Raw genomic sequence first — 16303 nt, 5'->3', positions numbered from 1 at the left:
GGCAGCAGAAGCGGCTCGAGGCCGTAGGCGAATCCACCGAAGTCCCATCGCCCGCAGGCCGGCAGATCGGACAGTGCACCACTGACACCCTGCTTCATGGATCCCTCTCAGGTTGTGAGTCCGTACTAACCGGCGGACCGCTCCAAGGTGTAGTGGCGCCGCAGCGCCTCGATGTACGGCAGGATCGCCGGGTCGGCGGACGCGCGGGCAAGGTCGGTCATGGTGCTCCAGACAAAGTTGTCACCGCCGTCGTACCGGAAGTGCTTCTTGATGACGATGCTGAAGACTTCGTCGACCGTTTCCATCGTCAGTAGACCGGCGAGCGCCATCAGCGCGGCGTGGTCGGCTCCGGTAAGCGGCGGTCGCTTCACCATACGATCCTGGGGGATTCCTGCGTCCGCGCCGGCACTCCCAACAGTGGTCAACGGTTTGTCTGATGGTATGTCTACGAAGTCGAACATCAGGTGGATCCGCTCATCGGCAGAGAGCACCGCCACCGAGTGGATCTCCGAGGCGTCGAGGAACCACACCTCGCCCTTGCGCATCCGGTATACGGTGTCACCTTCGTTGAAGAAGCAGTTCTCGTTGGTGACCAACGGGATGTGCATCCGGTGGGCGTTGCGGGTGTCGTCGGCGATCTCGTTCAGTTCGAGCAGGTCCCGGTGCGGGATGATGACACTGTTCTGCACCTTGGCCAGCCGGACGAAGTTCAGCCGGTCCAGGTCGGCGACGCTCGTGATCAGTTCGCGCAGATAGGGCACCTGCTCGCCGAGCTGCGTAAAGGTCGCGGGCCGTCCGTGGTCGTAATTGGTGACTACCCCGTCGCCGGCGTCCCCACCCCGGGCCCAGAGCATGCAGCTCTTCCAAGCGCCGCCGAACACGAAATCGCTGTACGCATCGGACCACGGGAACGAGGCTGCCTGCTGCAGATCCTTCGCCAGACGCTCATCGTCAAGCGACGTGTCGGCCACGTAGTGGGTTCGCATCAGACCAGTAGACCCTTTCCTGTCGGTGGAGCATCGGAGTCCTTCTGCGACGCTAGTTGGTGCCGGTTCCGGGCGCAGTCACGGAATCCGGTGACGACATCCGGATTTCTCCTCCAGCAGCCAGAGCTTGATCAACTCGTCGTGGTCGACCTTTCCGTTCACCGTCGCCGGCAGGTATTCCACCGGAATGACTTCCTCGGGCCGCATCTGCCGGGGCAGCAGCCCCGCCGCGTGTTCGAGGATCGCAGCGGGGTCCAGATCGGCGGCCGAGCCGCGGCCGGCCGGCGCGACGAAGGCGAGCAGGCGCAGCGGCTGCCCGTGGGCCAGCACCGCGCAGTCCCCAACCGCCGGGTGCGTTGCCAGCACCGACTCGATTTCCCCGGGTTCCACCCGCAGCCCACGAACCTTCACCTGCCGATCGATCCGGCCGAGGTGCTCCAGCGAGCCGTCCTCGCGGTAGCGGCAGAGGTCACCGGTGCGATACATCCGCGAGCCCGGCGCACCGTACGGGTCCGCAACGAAGCGCTCCGCGGTCTGGCCCGGCTGCCCCCAGTAACCGTCGGCAAGACCGACATCACCGCTGACGTACGCCTCCCCAGGCGCGCCAATCGGCACCAGTCCGAGGCCGGCGTCCAACACCGTCACCCGGAAGTTCTCCGCGGGCCGGCCGACCGGGACGAACCCGCCGACCGAGCCAGGATCGACGACGTCGTCGGTGACCGGACCGGCCTCCGTCGGGCCGAACGCGTTGACCAGCGAGCTGCCGGGCATCGCCGCCGCGAACGTCGCTGGAATCTGCGGGTTCATCGGTTCACCGCCGCACACTACCCACCTCGGACCGCCCGGTGCGGAATGCGCCAGGAACGCCGGCATCATCGTGGGTGCCATGAAGACCATCGAGACGTGGTGCTCTCGGACCAGCCGTGCCAGGTGCCGCGGGTCCCGTTCGCTACCGGGCCGGCAGATCATCAGACGAGCGCCCCAGTAGAGCGGCCAGAAGATCTCCCAGATCGAGATGTCGATGCCGGGGGAGGTCTTGTAGAGCGCCGTGTCGCCGTATCGGAACGGGTATCGCCGTTGCATCCAGAGAATGTTGGCCAGAGCGCCGCCGGCGCGCGAGACGACGCCCTTGGGACGGCCGGTGGTACCGGAGGTATAGAGGATGTGCAACGGCCCGGGTGCGCTGTCGAGCACCGGGTTCGTCACCGGGCACCCCGAGCCGGTACCTGCGGCCGAGGCGCTGTGAATCGCCCAGCCGCCGTCCGGAAGGCGGCTGCGCCAGTGGGAGTCGGTCAGCACGTGCTGCGGCGTCGTGTCCGCCAGGATCAGCGCGATGCGCCGTTCCGGCAGGTCAGCGTCGATCGGAACGTACGTGGCGCCGGTCTTGACAGCGGCGTAGACAGCCACGATCTGGTCGATGCCGCGCCGCAGGCAGATTCCGATCCTCGTCCCGGGCACGGCGCCGAGCCCGCTCAGGTGGTGGGCCAGCCGGTTCGCCCGTTGGTTCAACCCCCGATAGCTGACCGTGGTCCCGTCCTCATCTTGCAGCGCCACCGCGTCCGGCGTACGTTCTGCCTGCTCCTCGAACGGTTCCGCCATCGTGCGGAACTGGATGTCCGGCTTGCGGTACGGATTGAGGCCGTGCAGAATCCGCTCGCACTCCCTGGCCCCAACCAGCGGCAGGCTCCGCATCGGCGCGTCGGGATCGCTCGCCATACCGGCGAGCAGCTCGATGAAAGCGCCCGCCCAGGCCTGTGCCGAAGGGACATCCGGTGACTCGGTCGTAGTCTCGACATACAGCTGCCTTCCGCCCCGCGAGACCAGGATTATCACGGCGGCCGAGCCGTCGACTTTTCCGGTGCCCCGTGGGATGGCGGCGTGCCGCAGCGCGTCACGGAAGCTGGTGCTGAGATCGGGGGCGCCAGGTGCGGGGCAGCCCGCCTCGCTCGTCCCCCGGCTGATCAGGACTCGGCAGTTCGTGCCCGGGCGCGGCAACCGTCGGGCCAGCACGTCGGCGCAGATCGACAACGGGGTGAAGTCTTCCACTCCGGCCGCCGCAGCGAGGCTGTGCACGGCGTCGAGCAGTCCGTCCTGCAGGGCGATCGGCCCGATACAGTCCGCGTTGGACGGCAGCCTGCTCACGCCGCGCTCCCTCCGAGAAGATCTCGCCAGGATCACACCGTATGTGGGCCGGCTCCGGCCGTCTTGTCACCGGAAACAGGGTCGCCCGTTGCGGCATCTGAGCCGTGATGCCTGGGCTGCCCGTGCAGGTCGGCCCCGTGAACGCCACCGGGAGTGGAACCCCTGTTCAGCACCCGTGCGGCCAGACGGCGTACTCGACGCTGGTGGTCGTCGGTCGGGCGGTGTGTTGTTCGTTCTCTATTGGGAGTCGGCCGTCCTCGACACTCGAATCGGCGCCGAGGCGGCGTGTCTGGCCGCCCGGACCGCGTCCCAGAACGCGACCCGCCGGAACCGGGGCAGTGACCTAGACATCGCAACTCCCTTGATCGACTCAGGTGTTGCGACGACCCCCTGGACCCGAGGCCTGGTTCGAGTGCAACAGCCTGGTCAACGTTCTGTGCGGTATGGCCGGCCACAACGTGATCGACGCCCGCTCTGGACCGGTCGAGACCGATCAGAAGGTCGACGGCGGTAGCGGCGGACGTCTGCCGTGGTGGCGGCGTATCCCACCTGGCCGGCCTGCGATCGGTGACGGGACCCGGCTTCGCCGCCGACAATGCTGCCGGACCCGGTAGCCCACGACGCCATCAGGACTGATCAGCAGTGTCTATGAAATCCGGGCCGTTCCATCGAATGGGTGTCAGCGGACCATGGCGTACGCTTGGCGGCCGCGGGCACCGGCGGCGGCGAGTCGGAAGCCGGTGGTGGGGTCGACGCCGACGGCGCAGACCTTGCCTAAGGTGGACTCGGGTACCACGTCCAGGACATGGCCTCGCTGTCCCAACGTGGTGATGACCTCGGGGTCGAACGACCGCTCCACCACCACGGTGCCCGGCCGGGACGCGCGGGGTGCGAAGGACTGGGGGAAATGGTCGATGTGAAAGGTGGGGGTCTCGGTCGCCGCCTGCAGGTCGAGGCCGAACTGGGTGGTGGCCAGAAACGTCTGTAGCGTCCACTGATCCTGCTGGTCGCCGCCGGGAGTGCCGAAGGCCAGGAACGGCCAGCCGTCGCGCAGCACTATGGTCGGGCTCAGCGTCGTGCGGGGACGCTTGCCCGGCGCGAGCGAGTTCGGGTGTCCTTCGGTCAGCAACGCTGTCTGGCCGCGGGTGCCGAGTGCGAAACCCAGGCCGGGGATGACTGGCGAACTCTTGAGCCAGCCGCCGCTGGGGACGGCGACCACCATGTTGCCAACGCCGTCCACCACCGCGATGGTGCACGTGTTGCCGGCGCCGGCTCGTTTCGCGACCGAGCTGACGGTGGGCAGGCCGCTGCGAAGGTTCGTCATCCACGCGGGTTCGTCGGCCGGGGTCGGCGCCGGTTCGGCCCAGGGGATCCAGGACTCGCGGCCGTCCGGTCGGCCCGGTTGGGGATTCAGCGCTGAGTCCGAGGCGATCAGCGAACCGCGCAGCGCCGTGTAGTCCGGCGCCAGCAGCGCGTCCATCGGCACCTGGACGTGCCGTGGGTCGCCATACCAGGCCTCACGGTCGGCGAACGCGAGCTTCGCCGCCTCCACCCGGGTGTGCACGTAGTCGGCGCTGTTCAAGCCCATGCCCCGCAGGTCATGCCCCTCGAGGAGAGCGAGCTGTTGCAGGAAGGCCGGGCCCTGCGTCCACGGTCCGGGCTTGAAGACCGAAAGCCCGTGATAACTCAGCTCGTACGGCTCCTCCACCGTCGGCTGCCAGGCCGCGAGGTCGTCGGCGGACAGCAGGCCGTGGTGCCGCCGGCCGGTCGAGTCGAAAACTTTGGTGGTACGCAGGTAGCCGTCGATCGCCTCAGCGACGAAACCCTGATAGAACGCGGAGTGCGCGGCAGCGATCTGCGTCTCCCGCTCGCCCGAGGCGGCCTGTGCCTCGTGGACGATCCACTCCAGGGTGGCGGCCAACTCGCCGTTGTGCATCCTGGACCCGGCCGCTGGCGGCTCCCCGCCGGGCAGATAGACGCGCGCCGAGTCGGGCCACTCCTGCCGGAACAGCGGGGCCATGGCGGCGATCGTTTGGGCGGCGCTGGGCAACAAGGGATAGCCGCGTGAAGCATAGCCGATCGCCGGTTCGAGGACGGACGCCAGGGGCATGGTGCCGAACTCGGCAAGCAGCCGAAGCCAGGCCCCGAACGCTCCCGGTACGGAGGCCGGCAGCACCCCGGAGGCCGGGATGTGATCGAGGCCGAGCCCGGCGAACGCAGCGATGGTCGCAGCCTGGGGCATGGGGCCCTGGCCGCAGATGATCCGGACCGTGCCGGTGGACCGGGAATAGACGGCAATCGTGACATCGCCGCCCGGACCGTTCGAGTGCGGCTCCACCACCTGCAGGGCGAAGCCCGCGGCGACCGCCGCGTCGAACGCGTTGCCGCCCTGATCGAGGATCGCCGTTCCGACGCCGGCCGCGAGCCAGTGCGTCGACGCCACGCCCGCCGAGGGGCCGCTCAACGCGGGTCGTAGCACCGTCACGACTGATCGCCCGGTAGGTAGGTGAACTCGAGTTCGAGCCCATTGACCTCGTACGCGTAGAAGCTCTGGATGCCGTCATCGTCGACCACGATGTCGGTCGGCTGCTCGTCGAGCGCAAACCAGAACCGGCCGGACTTGTACAGGTCGATCCAGCGTTGCCGGGTGGTGACCAACTCGTCCGGGTCGTGTACGCGGAAGCAGAAGTGCTGGAACTGCACCGCGCTCTGCCCTGGGTCGGCCGCCTGCCCAGGCCGCTCGAACAGGTGGATGCGCACCTCGCCGACCACCATCTCGGTCAACGTGCGGATGCCCGGCAGCCGGCTGCGGGTCAGTTCGGAGAACCGGTCGAGGACCCACACCTGCTCGCAGCCGAGGAACTCGGAATACCAGCGGACGCTGTTGTCGAGGTCGTTCGTCTGCACCCCGACGTGATGAAAACGCGGTGCGAGGGCCGATGGTGACACTGTCATGACTGATCACTCCGGACGCGGATGCGGCGAGGATTCTCAGTTCATGGTCACCCGATTACGCCGTCCGGAGGCTTCCCCGCTTTAGGGGACAGCCAGGATCGCGTCGAGGTCACGTACGGCGTAGCGGTGGTGCTCCCACTCCTCCTCGAGGATCGTGTGCAGGCAGGCGAGGGTGGTCTGTTCGTGCGCGGGACGCCACGGATCGGTGTGGGGTTCGCCGAGCGTGCCGGGGACGACGGCGGCGAGGAAGTCGCGCACCATCGCGACGCGACCGGCCCGGACCTCTAGCACCTCGGCGTACGTCGGGGTGGCCGTGGCGAACACCGACATGTCCAAGCAGCCCTTGTCGGCGCCCCGGTGCGGCAGCCCGAGGGGGTGGAACGGCTGATCCAGCTCCAGCACCGTCTTGCGCAGCCATACGTCGGTGGCGAGCACCAGGTGACGCAGCGTCTGCGCGAATGACCACTCGCCGTCCACCGATACCTCCGCCGTGCCGGGCGGCATGGCCGCGACCCGGTCGAGCGTGCCGGCCCAGACCCGCTCGAGCGAGGCCCAGGCCGCCCGCAAACCGTCCGGGTCGGTGGCGCGACGGTCAGCCCGGCCGGGGAAGCGTCGGTTGAGCTCGGCCTCGACCAGCGGCACCACGTCGACACCGTTGACGCTCAGCGAGCCGCCCTCGAAGAGCCACGGCGACTCGATCTCCATTCCGGACACCTCGACCCCGCGCAGTACGGCGCTGGAGAGATCGGTGCCGACGAACCGGGCACCGGCCAGGTCGATTTCATCGAACTCGATGGCTGCCATACCTGTGCTCCTCGTCGAGCGAGCGGATCAGCCGGATTATGTCAAGGCCGGCCGGTCCAGCTCAGCAGCGATCTCGTCGAGTACCTCCTCACGACCCGGGAACGGCTCGTCCGGGCGGGGCCACTGCACAACGACGTCGGTGATGCCCACCTCGGCGAAGCGTCCAGCCGCGTCGAAGAACGCCTCCTTGGAAGCAAGGACCCCACTCACGGTAGGACCGGTGACCAGCAGGCGGGACACGCCGGCCGGGTCGCGTCCGACCTCGGCGCACGCCTGCTCGAACGCCTCCACCTGGCGGCGAAGCACCGGCAGGGCTTCGTCGTAGGGTGCAGCCGCAAAACGGTTGGGCTCGCCGGTGGTCACCCAGAAGGAGCCGTACCGGGCTGCGAGCCGCATGCCCCGCGGCCCGGACGCGGCGACGGCGAACGGGACACGTGGCTGCCGTCGACACAGCGGCTGGGAGTGGACCTCGTCGGCCAGGTAGTACTCGCCGTCGAACGAGGTGACCGGCTGGGTGAGAAGCAGATCGGTGAGCTGGACGTATTCCTCGAACCGGGCAGTGCGTTCGCGCTTGGTCCACTGCCTCCGGCGGGTCATCTGCGAGTCGAAGCCCTCGGCGCCGGCGCCGAGCCCGAGGACGAGCCGCCCGTTGGAGATGTCGTCGATGGCGGTGATGTCCTTGACGAGGTGCACCGGGTGTCGCAGGTTCGGTGAGGCGACCAGGACCCCGATCTCGATCCGTTGGGTCTCCATCGCGGCTGCGGTCAGCGTTGGGACGGCGGTGAACCACTCTTTGGCGCGGAAGGCGCGCCAGTTCAGATGGTCGTAGGTCCAGGCGTGGTCGAACCCCATCTGCTCGGCCCGGCGCCACTTGTGGCGGGCGGTCTGCCACCGGTCTTCGGGGACGATCATGATGCCGAATCTCACGCGTCCTCCTTGCCCGGCTCGATGTTGAAGTTGTAGCGGAAAAGGTTGTTCGGATCAACGCGCCGTTTCAGCGCGACCAGACGCTGCCACCGATCGCCGTACGCGGTGCGGACCCCGTCCGATCCTTCGTCGTTCAGAAAGTTCACGTACCGCCCTACCGAATGCGGTGCCATGGCTGCGCTGAAGTTGCGGACCCACGCCACATGTCGCTCCCGGTCGTCTCCTTCCGGCTCCCAGGCGCCGAAGATGTTGATGTTGTGTCCGGCGTGGCGCGAGCCGAACGCGCTCCCGCCTTCGGGCAGCCGGCTGACGGCTCCACCGAGGTGATAGATCGGCACGGCGGCCAACGGAGAGGTGATCTGCGAGGCGTGCTCGACGATGACGTCGATGACCGGGTCGGTGAGGGGGCCGAGGTCCACCGACCGCCAGTAGTAGTGCTTTCCGGGCGGCGAGGTCTGGTCGACCGCCTGCTGGAAGTCGACGTAGGGCTTTGGCGCGACGGTGTCGAGCACAGGCCGGCCCAGGGCTCGCAGGCCACGGACGTACGTCTCGCCCGCATCGAGGCTGCCGGACCAGCATACGTTGATCGCCACCACTGGGGTGCCGTGCAGCTTCGCGGGAATGGCGGCTACCGCTGGGGCGAGCCGCAGGTTGAGGATCGTGCCGAAGGCCTCCGGGGCGTCCGCGATCAGCTCCCGGTAACGTGGCAGGACGGCGGGGGCGTCGGCCAGCGGATAGACGATCATTCCGGCCAGGACGGTCGGACCCACCTCGTGTAGCCGGAAACCGAACCGCACCACGGCCCCGAAGTTGCCGCCGCCACCGCGCAACCCCCACAGGAATTCCGGATGCTTCGTGGCGTCGACCGAGACGATGCTCCCGTCCGCAGTCACCACCTCGGCCTCGACCAGGTTGTCCGCGGTGAGACCGCACCGACGCATCAGATGCCCGATCCCACCGCCGAGCGTCAGCCCGCCGACGCCGGTCTCGCTGACGATCCCGCCGGTCACCGCGAGGCCGTGGGCCTGGGTGGCGCGGTCGACGTCCTGCCACAGCGCCCCGCCCTGTACGTGGGCCAGCCGGCGCTGCGGATCCACCCGGACCATGCGCATTCTGGACAGGTCGAGCACGATGCCGTCGTCACAGAGCCCGTGACCGGCCACGCTGTGCCCGCCGCCGCGCACTGCGATGGGCAGTTCCCGCTCCGCAGCGAAGGCGACCGCGGTCGCGACGTCGTCCGGGCCGGCGCAGCGGGCGATCAATGCGGGGTAGCGGTCGATGTCACCGTTCCACACCGTCCGGGCCTGGTCGTAGCTCAGGTCCGCTGGGGTGATTAGGTCACCGCGCAACGAGTCAGCCAGCTTGTCCGTACCGCTGATCGTCGAGTCGTTCAAGACCGGCCTCCGGTACCGTCGTGGGCGGGTGGATCGATGACGCCACATCTCGTAGTGTCGCGGTGAGGACCATGGTCGGGTCGGGAACGGCGTGCAGGGCGGCCCGGCACTCGTCGAGCAGCCGGAACACGAGCATCGAGTGTCCGCCGAGTTCGCCGAAGGTGTCCAGCACGCTGATCGGTGACGTGTTCAGGATCCGACGATAGATGTCGATTAGGGCCTTCTCGTACGCGTCGGCGGCCGGCACGACACGGCGTTCGCGTTCGGTCAGCTCCTGCCAGACGGCGACCAGCCGCGCCTGGTCGATCTTGCCGTTCACCGTCGCCGGAAGGCGCTCGACCGGAACGAGCCGTTCGGGTCGCATGTGGGTGGGCAGCAGCGTCGCCGCGTACTCACCGATCGCCGTGAGATCCATCTCGGAGGTCTGCGTTCGGCCGGCCGGCACGACGAAGGCGAGCAGGCGAACGGGCTCGCCGTGTACGACGACCGCGCAGTCACCGACCGCGGGATGCGCGGCCAGGACCGTCTCGATCTCGCAGGGCTCGATCCGCATCCCGCGGATCTTGACCTGCCGGTCGATCCGGCCGAGGTGTTCCAGCGCGCCGTCGGGGCGGTAACGGCAGAGGTCACCGGTGCGGTACATACGCGATCCTGGCGGGCCGTAAGGGTCGGCGACGAACCGTTCGGCGGTACGGGCCGGCGCCCGCCAGTAACCCTGGGCGAGGCCGACCTGACCGCTGATGTACGCCTCCCCGGGCGCGCCGATCGGCACGATCCCCAGGCTCGCGTCCAGCACGGTCACTCGGAAGTTGTCCGCCGGCCGGCCGACCGGGACAACCGGGCCGTCCGCAGCCCGGGCGACGGTGTTGTCAGTGACCGGGCCGGCCTCGGTGGGGCCGAAGGCGTTGATCAGGACACTCGACGGCAGGCGGGCGTAGAACGTCTCCCGGATCCGCGGGTTCATCGGCTCACCACCGCACAGCATCCACCGGAGCGCACCGGCCCTCGCCGACGACACCTCTTCCAGGAACGCGGTCAGCATCGTCGGAACGAGGAAGATCTGCGACGCGCAGTACGTCTCGGTCAGCCGGGCGAGGTGTCGGGGATCGCGCTCGGCGCCCGGCCGGCAGATCACTGTGCGAGCACCCTGATACAGCGGCCAGAAGATCTCCCAGATCGAGATGTCGAATCCCGGCGACGCCTTGTACAGCGCCGTGCCGTGTTCGTCGAATGGGTACTGGCCCTGCATCCAGAAGATGTTGGCGAGAGCTGCGGCGGTGGTGGTGGCGACGCCCTTGGGGCGACCGGTCGTCCCCGAGGTGTAGAGGATGTGGACGATCGCCTCGGGTCCGCCGTCAACCATGAGGTTCGTCGTAGGACGGCCGGCCCACGGCGGGTCGCTGGCACCGAGTTCGTGGATCTCCCAGGCGCCGTCCGGAACCCGGTCGCGGCAGGCGTGGTCGGTGAGCAGATGGTCGGCTGCCGCATCGTCGAGCATCCACGCGACACGTTCGCCGGGCAGGTCGGCGTCGATCGGCACATAGGTGGCGCCGGTCTTCGTAGCGGCGTAGATCGCGACGATCTGGTCGATCCCACGTTCCAGGCAGACGGCGATGCGGATGCCCGGCGCGGCGCCCCGCTCGCGCAGGTGGTGCGCCAGCCGGTTCGACCGCTCGTTCAGCTCCCGGTAGCTGACGGTGGCGCCGTGCTCGTCGAGCAGCGCTACCGTGTCTGGGCTGCGTTCCGCCTGCTCCTCGAAGGGTTCCGCCATCGTGCGGTAGGGGCTTTTCGGCACACGGTACGGGTTGAGCCGGCGCAGGATCAGGTCACGTTCGTCGTCGTCGACCAGGCAGTGGGTGCGCATCGGGACGTCCGGCGCGCCGGCGAAGCCGGTCAGCAACGCCGAGAACGCGTGTGCCCAGGCCCGTGCGGTCGGGATGTCGGCCGAATCCGTCGAGCTCTTGACGTACAGGTGTCGGTCGTCGTCCGAGATTCTGATGGTCACCGGCGGATCGTTGTCGGCGCCCGTGTCCGGGCCGGCCTGTCGCAGCGCCGTACGGAAACTGTCGTGCAAGGCGACGGCCGCCGGGACGACGGCCTCGCGGCAGCCGTGCACCACCCGGACCTGCACGTTCGTGCCCGCGCGTGGCAGGCGGGCAGCCAGCACCCCAGCGCCAATCGACAACGCGGTGATGTCGTCGGCGCCAGCAGCCGCGGCCAGCGAACGCAGAGCGCTGATCAGGCCGGTCGGGAGCTGGGCGGTGGACTCGCTCATGCGGAACCCTCGAGCAGGGTACAGGCGTGAAAGCCCTGGGCCGGCGCTTGGGCGAGGTAGGTTTGCCCGGCCACGATGCCGGACTTCTCGTGGTAGTCGGCCAGATTGATCATCCAGTCGGTGTTACCGCAGTGCCCGTAGGCGGCAAGCGTCTCGGCGTAGTGCAGCCGGTCCGGCGGCAGACCCGCCGCAGCGGCGTTGAACAGCATCAGCGGCTGGTACAGGTTGGCGGTGAACACCTTCGTGATCTGTTCTAAGCGCCGTCCGCTTGCGGCAAGGACAGCGGTTAGCGCCTTGTCCGCGACCTCCTTGCGACTGAGGATCGAGTCGTGGCCGCGCAGCCCGTCCTTGTCCACGTGGATCGAGGACGAGACGAGCCGGACGAGCCCCGGTGCGCCTCGCGTCAACACGCAGCTCGCCGCGCCGTCACTGAACAGCGCGTAGTCGCGTACCCGATCGCGGTCGTCCGGGGTGAAGTCCAGGGCGACCACGAGAACGTTGTGCACACCCGGGTCGGCGAACAGTTGCCGGCCGTGTCGCAGCGCGGTTTGCGAACTGCAACAACGTTGGAAAGACAATAGGTGCGGCACACAGCCGATCAACCCGACGGCGTCGATGACCCGGATCGCGAAGTCGTGCGGCAGCCGGGCTAGGGTCGGATCGCTGGTCGCGAACACGATGTGGCTCACCGCCGAGGGCGACACCCCGGCGTCGCGCAGGGTGCGGTGGACGGCGTCAACGACGTATGGCAACACCGGGCCCGGCATCCTCCGGTAGGTTCCGCACCCCATCGCAGCGAAGTCGGTCTTGGGGGAGACGGACTGCCAGAGGGAGTCGAAGCCCGGGATGTCTGCGGGTTTGCACTCCAGCTCGCCCACGACGTACGCGAACGAGCCGATGCCGATGTCGTCTTGGTCCATAGCCATGGTCACCTTCGATCGTCCTGGGTAGGCGTCATGTCTGCGGCTGCGCGACCTTGCTCGCGTCGATCTCCCGGAGCACGGCGACGATGCCGTCCACGTCGACCATCCTGGGGACCCACTCCGGGCGGAGGGTGACCGTGTCGTTCGTGTGTTCCTTGATGTAGTTCAATATCACCACGATCATGTTGAGTGAGCTGATCCCCAGTTCGTCGCGGGTCTGCGCCCGGAGCACCTGCTCGGCGGTGACGTCCTTGGCGACAGGCTGGGTCGCGAGGAACTCGGCAAACTTGAGGCGGTAGCCGTCGTCGGTGCCCATCAGGACTCGACCTTGGGGAAGGGGAAGCCGTTCAGGTTGTTCTGGAGGATCCGATTGTGGCCCCACCGGTCCTCGCCGGAGACCAGGACGCTGCCGTGGTAGTCGAGGCTGATCGCGTCACCGAACCCGCTGAGGCTGTCGATGTGCTCGTAGACCCTGACCGAGGGGGAGACGTAGCGGGTGGCGAGCCCGAGGCGTTTGGTGTCGCTGATGTTGGGCAGCGACCCGTGGATGCACTTGGCGAGAAAGATGACGAACTGGCCCGGCTTCATCGGCATGTTGACGATGGTGGCGGCGTCCGGGTCCCAGTCCTTGTCGAGCTTCAGCTCCGAGTAGTCGTAGCCGAAGAAGTCGTGCGACTTGCTCTCCACGTTGCGCGACATGGGCTTGGTCTCGTCGTAGTACCACTTCTTGTGGCTGCCCGGGATGAATCGCAGGCAGCCGTGCTCCTCGTCGGCCTCGGAGAAGGCCGTCCACACAGTGAGCTCTTGCGTGGCGGCGGTGCTCTCCTCGGTGTACCGCAGCGAGGGGTAGGCGACCGTCCCGGACTCGAAGACGGTGAACGCCTCCACCTGATGCCAGCCGGTGCCGGCCTCACCCGGCTGCTTCTCGAAGATGTTGGTCTTCCAGCAGATGATGTCGCTGCCCATCAGGCTGCGCAGCTTGTGCACGATCGTTGGGTGCGCGATGTGCTCCGAGAGTGTGTTGCAGTCCAGATGACGGTCATAGTTGATGATGTTGGAGTCGTGAGGCTTGTTGGCCGAAGTGACCATTTCGATCATGGCCTGACCCCAGAGGACCGGTGCCTGTTCTTCGGGGTAGAGGTCGAACGGTCCAATGAAGCCGTTCTCCTGGAAGGACCGCACCTGCTCGGCCGTCAGACCCTTGATCTCGGTGCCGGTTACGCTCTCAGCCATTCCTACGTCCTCTCCGGAGTCGGTTTTAGCCCAACGTAGGCGTCCCCGCCCGAGGCGTCTTGTCACCGGAACCGGTGTCCGCCGATGCCCCGCAGCTGATGGCAGGCTCCCGGCATGCCTAGGTTCCTTGTGTTCTCGGTCGGATTGCTGACCTCGGTTCTCGGGTCGGCGTTCACCAGCCTGGCGATGGGCGTCTGGGTGTTCCATGACACCGGGTCGGCCACGCAGTACAGCCTCACGCTTCTCATGAGTCTGCTGCCCGGAGTGATCTTCGGGCCTCTCGCCGGCGCGCTGGTGGACCGCTGGAGCCGGCGGGCCCTGCTGATCGTCAGCGAGGTGGCGTCGGCCGTACCGGTTCTCGTGCTGGCCCTGCTCCACTCCGCCAGTGCGCTGCAGCCGTGGCATGTGTTCGTCTTCGTGGGTATCCAGTCGCTGATCCGTGCGGTCCAGCTGCCGGCTCTGAGCGCCAGCATCGTACTACTCGCGCCACCCGAGCAGGTGGCACGCGCCAACGGCGTGGTCATGCTCGCCCATGCGCTCGGCAACACGGTCGGTTTCGCCGCCGGTGGTGTCCTCTACTTGTTGATCGACCTCAACGGCGTGCTGTCCGTGGACTTCGCGACGTTCGTGTTCAACACGGTGATTCTCGCGTTCATCCGGATCCCGCGCCCGCCCCGCAGCGAGGCCGGCCAGACGCCGTCCGGCGGACTGATCGCCGAGATCCGGGCGGGCTGGCGCATAGTTGCCACCCGGAACACCCTGGTGACCATTCTGCTGTTCAGCGCGGCGCTCAACGTCAGCCTCGGGTACGCCGACGCGGTCCTCACCCCGCTGGTGCTCTCGTTCGCCTCCGCAGCGAGCCTGGGCATCGTGATCGCATGCATGGGGGTCGGCGCGGTGGCCGGCAGCCTGGCACTCGCGACCTGGGGCGGCCCCCGCCGCCGGATCATCGGGCTCGCCGGCTTTGCGATACCCCTCGGGTTGTTCCTGTGCCTCGGTGCACTACGGCCAAGCATTTCGCTGATCATGGTCGCCGCCTTCGGCTTCACGTTCTGCTTCACCATCGTGGACGGCACGAGCCGTAACATCCTGCAGGTCGAGGTCGAGCCGGATATTCAGGGCCGGGTCTTCGCCACCTACAACATGGTCGGCGGCCTGGTGCTCGCCTCGTCGTATCTGATGGCCGGTCCGGTCGCAGACCGGCTCTTCGAGCCGTTGCTGTTGGCGGACGGCCCCCTCGCCGGGTCCGTGGGCTCGGTCATCGGGGTCGGCCCGGGGCGGGGGATGGCCATGCTGATGCTGGTGATCGGGGTGGTCATGCTGATTACCGCAGTGGTGGCGTCTCGGCAGGCGAGCCTGCGCGGGCTTCCGGACAGACCGATCCGCAAAGCAGCCCAGCCCGTGTCCGAAAGCGTGCCCGCAGCGGCTCCGAGCAATATGGTCGGCTCATGACCGTTCACGAACTGTCCCGTGCCGACGCGCGGAGGATCGCGGTACGTGCTCAACTGCTCGATCGGCAACAGCCGACCGACCTTCTCGACGTGGTCCGCAAACTGACTCTGCTGCAGATCGACCCTACCGCGGCCGTGGCACCCAGCGCCGACCTGGTGGCCTGGAGCCGGCTGGGCAACTCGTACGCCCCGGCGCAGCTCGACGCTGCCCTGCAGGACCGCACGCTAGTCGAACTGCGAGCGATGATCCGGCCCGCGGAAGACATGCGCCTGTATCGCGCGGATATGGAGGAACGGTCCGGACGCGGCGAAAACAGCTTGTGGCGGGAAGCGCGGTGGGAATGGGTCAGGGTCAATGACGCCTTCCGGCGCGATATCCTCGCCCGGCTCACCGAGTCGGGGCCGATGGTCTCGCGGGACCTGCCCGACACCGCCGTACAACCCTGGGGATCCTCGGGGTGGACCAACAACCGCAACGTGTCGCAGATGCTGGAGTTCCTCGTGCAGCTGGGTGAGGTCGCGGTCGCCGGCCGGCAGGGCCGGCAGCGGCTGTGGGACCTGGCGGAACGGGTCTACCGCGACGACCCGGTGGTGCCGGCAGAGAAGGCGCGGCACATGCAGGACGAGCGGCGGCTGAAGTCGCTGGGCATCGCGCGGGCCCGCGGGCAGGAGTGCGCGGTCGAGCCGTGGGACGTGGGCGAGGCGGGTGAGCCGGCCGTCGTGGAGGGCACCCGCGGCCAGTGGCGGGTCGACCCGGCTGCATTGGGCCAGCCGTTCACCGGCCGGGCGGCGTTGCTGTCACCCTTCGACCGGTTGGTGCACGACCGTAAGCGTATGGCCGAGATTTTCGAATACGAGTACCAGCTGGAAATCTACAAGCCGGCCGCGCGCCGCCGCTGGGGCTACTACGCGCTGCCGATCCTCTACGGCGACCGGCTGGTGGGCAAGTTGGACGCGACCGCCGACCGCAAGGCAGGGGTGCTCAAGGTCGCCGCGATCCACCGGGACATAAATTTCACCATGGCGATGACCAGCGCGGTGGGCCAGGAGATCGAGAAGCTGAGCCAGTGGCTCGGCCTGGAGCTCAGGTGAGCTCGTCGCCGAACGCGAGGAGTTCCGGGTTGACGGTGCCCAGCCGGTTGTTGGAGATCGTCAGCCGTGCGGAGTAGAGGTCGCGCTGGTGGCGGCTGATCGAGAACCTGCCGGTCTCGGA

At 68.0% G+C, this 16303-nt stretch carries 13 protein-coding genes; 2 read left to right on the top strand and 11 right to left on the bottom strand.

Translation table 11 applies throughout. The features are described from left to right. Window positions 1-125: 125 nt before the first annotated feature. The 11 genes from ACN27J_RS18405 to ACN27J_RS18355 all read right to left on the bottom strand — a co-directional run bounded on the left by ACN27J_RS18405 (window position 126) and on the right by ACN27J_RS18355 (window position 13639). Window positions 126-971, bottom strand: coding sequence for an aspartyl/asparaginyl beta-hydroxylase domain-containing protein (locus tag ACN27J_RS18405; RefSeq protein ID WP_421367773.1), 846 nt, complete (start codon window positions 969-971; stop codon window positions 126-128). A 93-nt stretch (window positions 972-1064) separates the two neighbouring features. Further along, complete coding sequence (locus tag ACN27J_RS18400) at window positions 1065-3128, bottom strand: non-ribosomal peptide synthetase (RefSeq protein WP_421367770.1); 2064 nt, start codon at window positions 3126-3128, stop codon at window positions 1065-1067. A 679-nt stretch (window positions 3129-3807) separates the two neighbouring features. Continuing rightward, window positions 3808-5613, bottom strand: a complete 1806-nt coding sequence (locus tag ACN27J_RS18395) for a gamma-glutamyltransferase family protein (RefSeq protein WP_421367767.1) — start codon at window positions 5611-5613, stop codon at window positions 3808-3810. Next, the gene (locus ACN27J_RS18390; RefSeq protein WP_421367766.1) at window positions 5610-6083 is read right to left on the bottom strand and encodes a VOC family protein; all 474 of its coding nucleotides are present in this window, start codon (window positions 6081-6083) and stop codon (window positions 5610-5612) included. Before ACN27J_RS18390 ends, ACN27J_RS18395 begins: the two co-directional genes overlap by 4 nt. Before the next feature lie 81 nt (window positions 6084-6164). Further along, window positions 6165-6887: a DinB family protein gene (locus ACN27J_RS18385; RefSeq protein ID WP_421367763.1), complete on the bottom strand. Its 723-nt coding sequence runs from the start codon at window positions 6885-6887 to the stop codon at window positions 6165-6167. A 36-nt stretch (window positions 6888-6923) separates the two neighbouring features. Then, on the bottom strand, window positions 6924-7814 hold the full coding sequence (locus ACN27J_RS18380; protein ID WP_421367761.1) for an LLM class flavin-dependent oxidoreductase: 891 nt from the start codon (window positions 7812-7814) through the stop codon (window positions 6924-6926). After that, window positions 7811-9208, bottom strand: coding sequence for an FAD-binding oxidoreductase (locus ACN27J_RS18375; RefSeq protein WP_421367759.1), 1398 nt, complete (start codon window positions 9206-9208; stop codon window positions 7811-7813). The genes ACN27J_RS18380 and ACN27J_RS18375 overlap by 4 nt, the downstream gene beginning before the upstream one ends. Continuing rightward, complete coding sequence (locus ACN27J_RS18370; protein WP_421367757.1) at window positions 9168-11483, bottom strand: non-ribosomal peptide synthetase; 2316 nt, start codon at window positions 11481-11483, stop codon at window positions 9168-9170. Before ACN27J_RS18370 ends, ACN27J_RS18375 begins: the two co-directional genes overlap by 41 nt. Continuing rightward, window positions 11480-12361 carry a hypothetical protein gene (locus ACN27J_RS18365; protein WP_421367754.1) on the bottom strand — a complete coding sequence of 294 codons (882 nt, stop codon included), beginning with the start codon at window positions 12359-12361 and terminating at the stop codon, window positions 11480-11482. Before ACN27J_RS18365 ends, ACN27J_RS18370 begins: the two co-directional genes overlap by 4 nt. Window positions 12362-12437: 76 nt before the next feature. Continuing rightward, window positions 12438-12722, bottom strand: a complete 285-nt coding sequence (locus tag ACN27J_RS18360; protein ID WP_421367751.1) for a hypothetical protein — start codon at window positions 12720-12722, stop codon at window positions 12438-12440. Further along, window positions 12722-13639 carry a chlorinating enzyme gene (locus ACN27J_RS18355; RefSeq protein WP_421367748.1) on the bottom strand — a complete coding sequence of 306 codons (918 nt, stop codon included), beginning with the start codon at window positions 13637-13639 and terminating at the stop codon, window positions 12722-12724. Before ACN27J_RS18355 ends, ACN27J_RS18360 begins: the two co-directional genes overlap by 1 nt. 129 nt (window positions 13640-13768) lie before the next feature. Here ACN27J_RS18355 and ACN27J_RS18350 point away from each other — a divergent pair, with 129 nt between their 5' ends. Continuing rightward, a complete protein-coding gene (locus ACN27J_RS18350) occupies window positions 13769-15091 on the top strand; it encodes an MFS transporter (protein WP_421367745.1) in 1323 nt (440 codons plus the stop codon). Beyond that, window positions 15088-16182 carry a DNA glycosylase AlkZ-like family protein gene (locus tag ACN27J_RS18345; RefSeq protein WP_421367742.1) on the top strand — a complete coding sequence of 365 codons (1095 nt, stop codon included), beginning with the start codon at window positions 15088-15090 and terminating at the stop codon, window positions 16180-16182. Before ACN27J_RS18350 ends, ACN27J_RS18345 begins: the two co-directional genes overlap by 4 nt. Window positions 16183-16303: the final 121 nt, after the last annotated feature.

It is taken from the genome of Solwaraspora sp. WMMB762 (assembly GCF_049179115.1).
GTDB lineage: Bacteria > Actinomycetota > Actinomycetes > Mycobacteriales > Micromonosporaceae > Micromonospora_E.
Note: the sequence above shows the minus strand (reverse complement) of the source record. Positions and strands in the feature narration are given on the sequence as shown.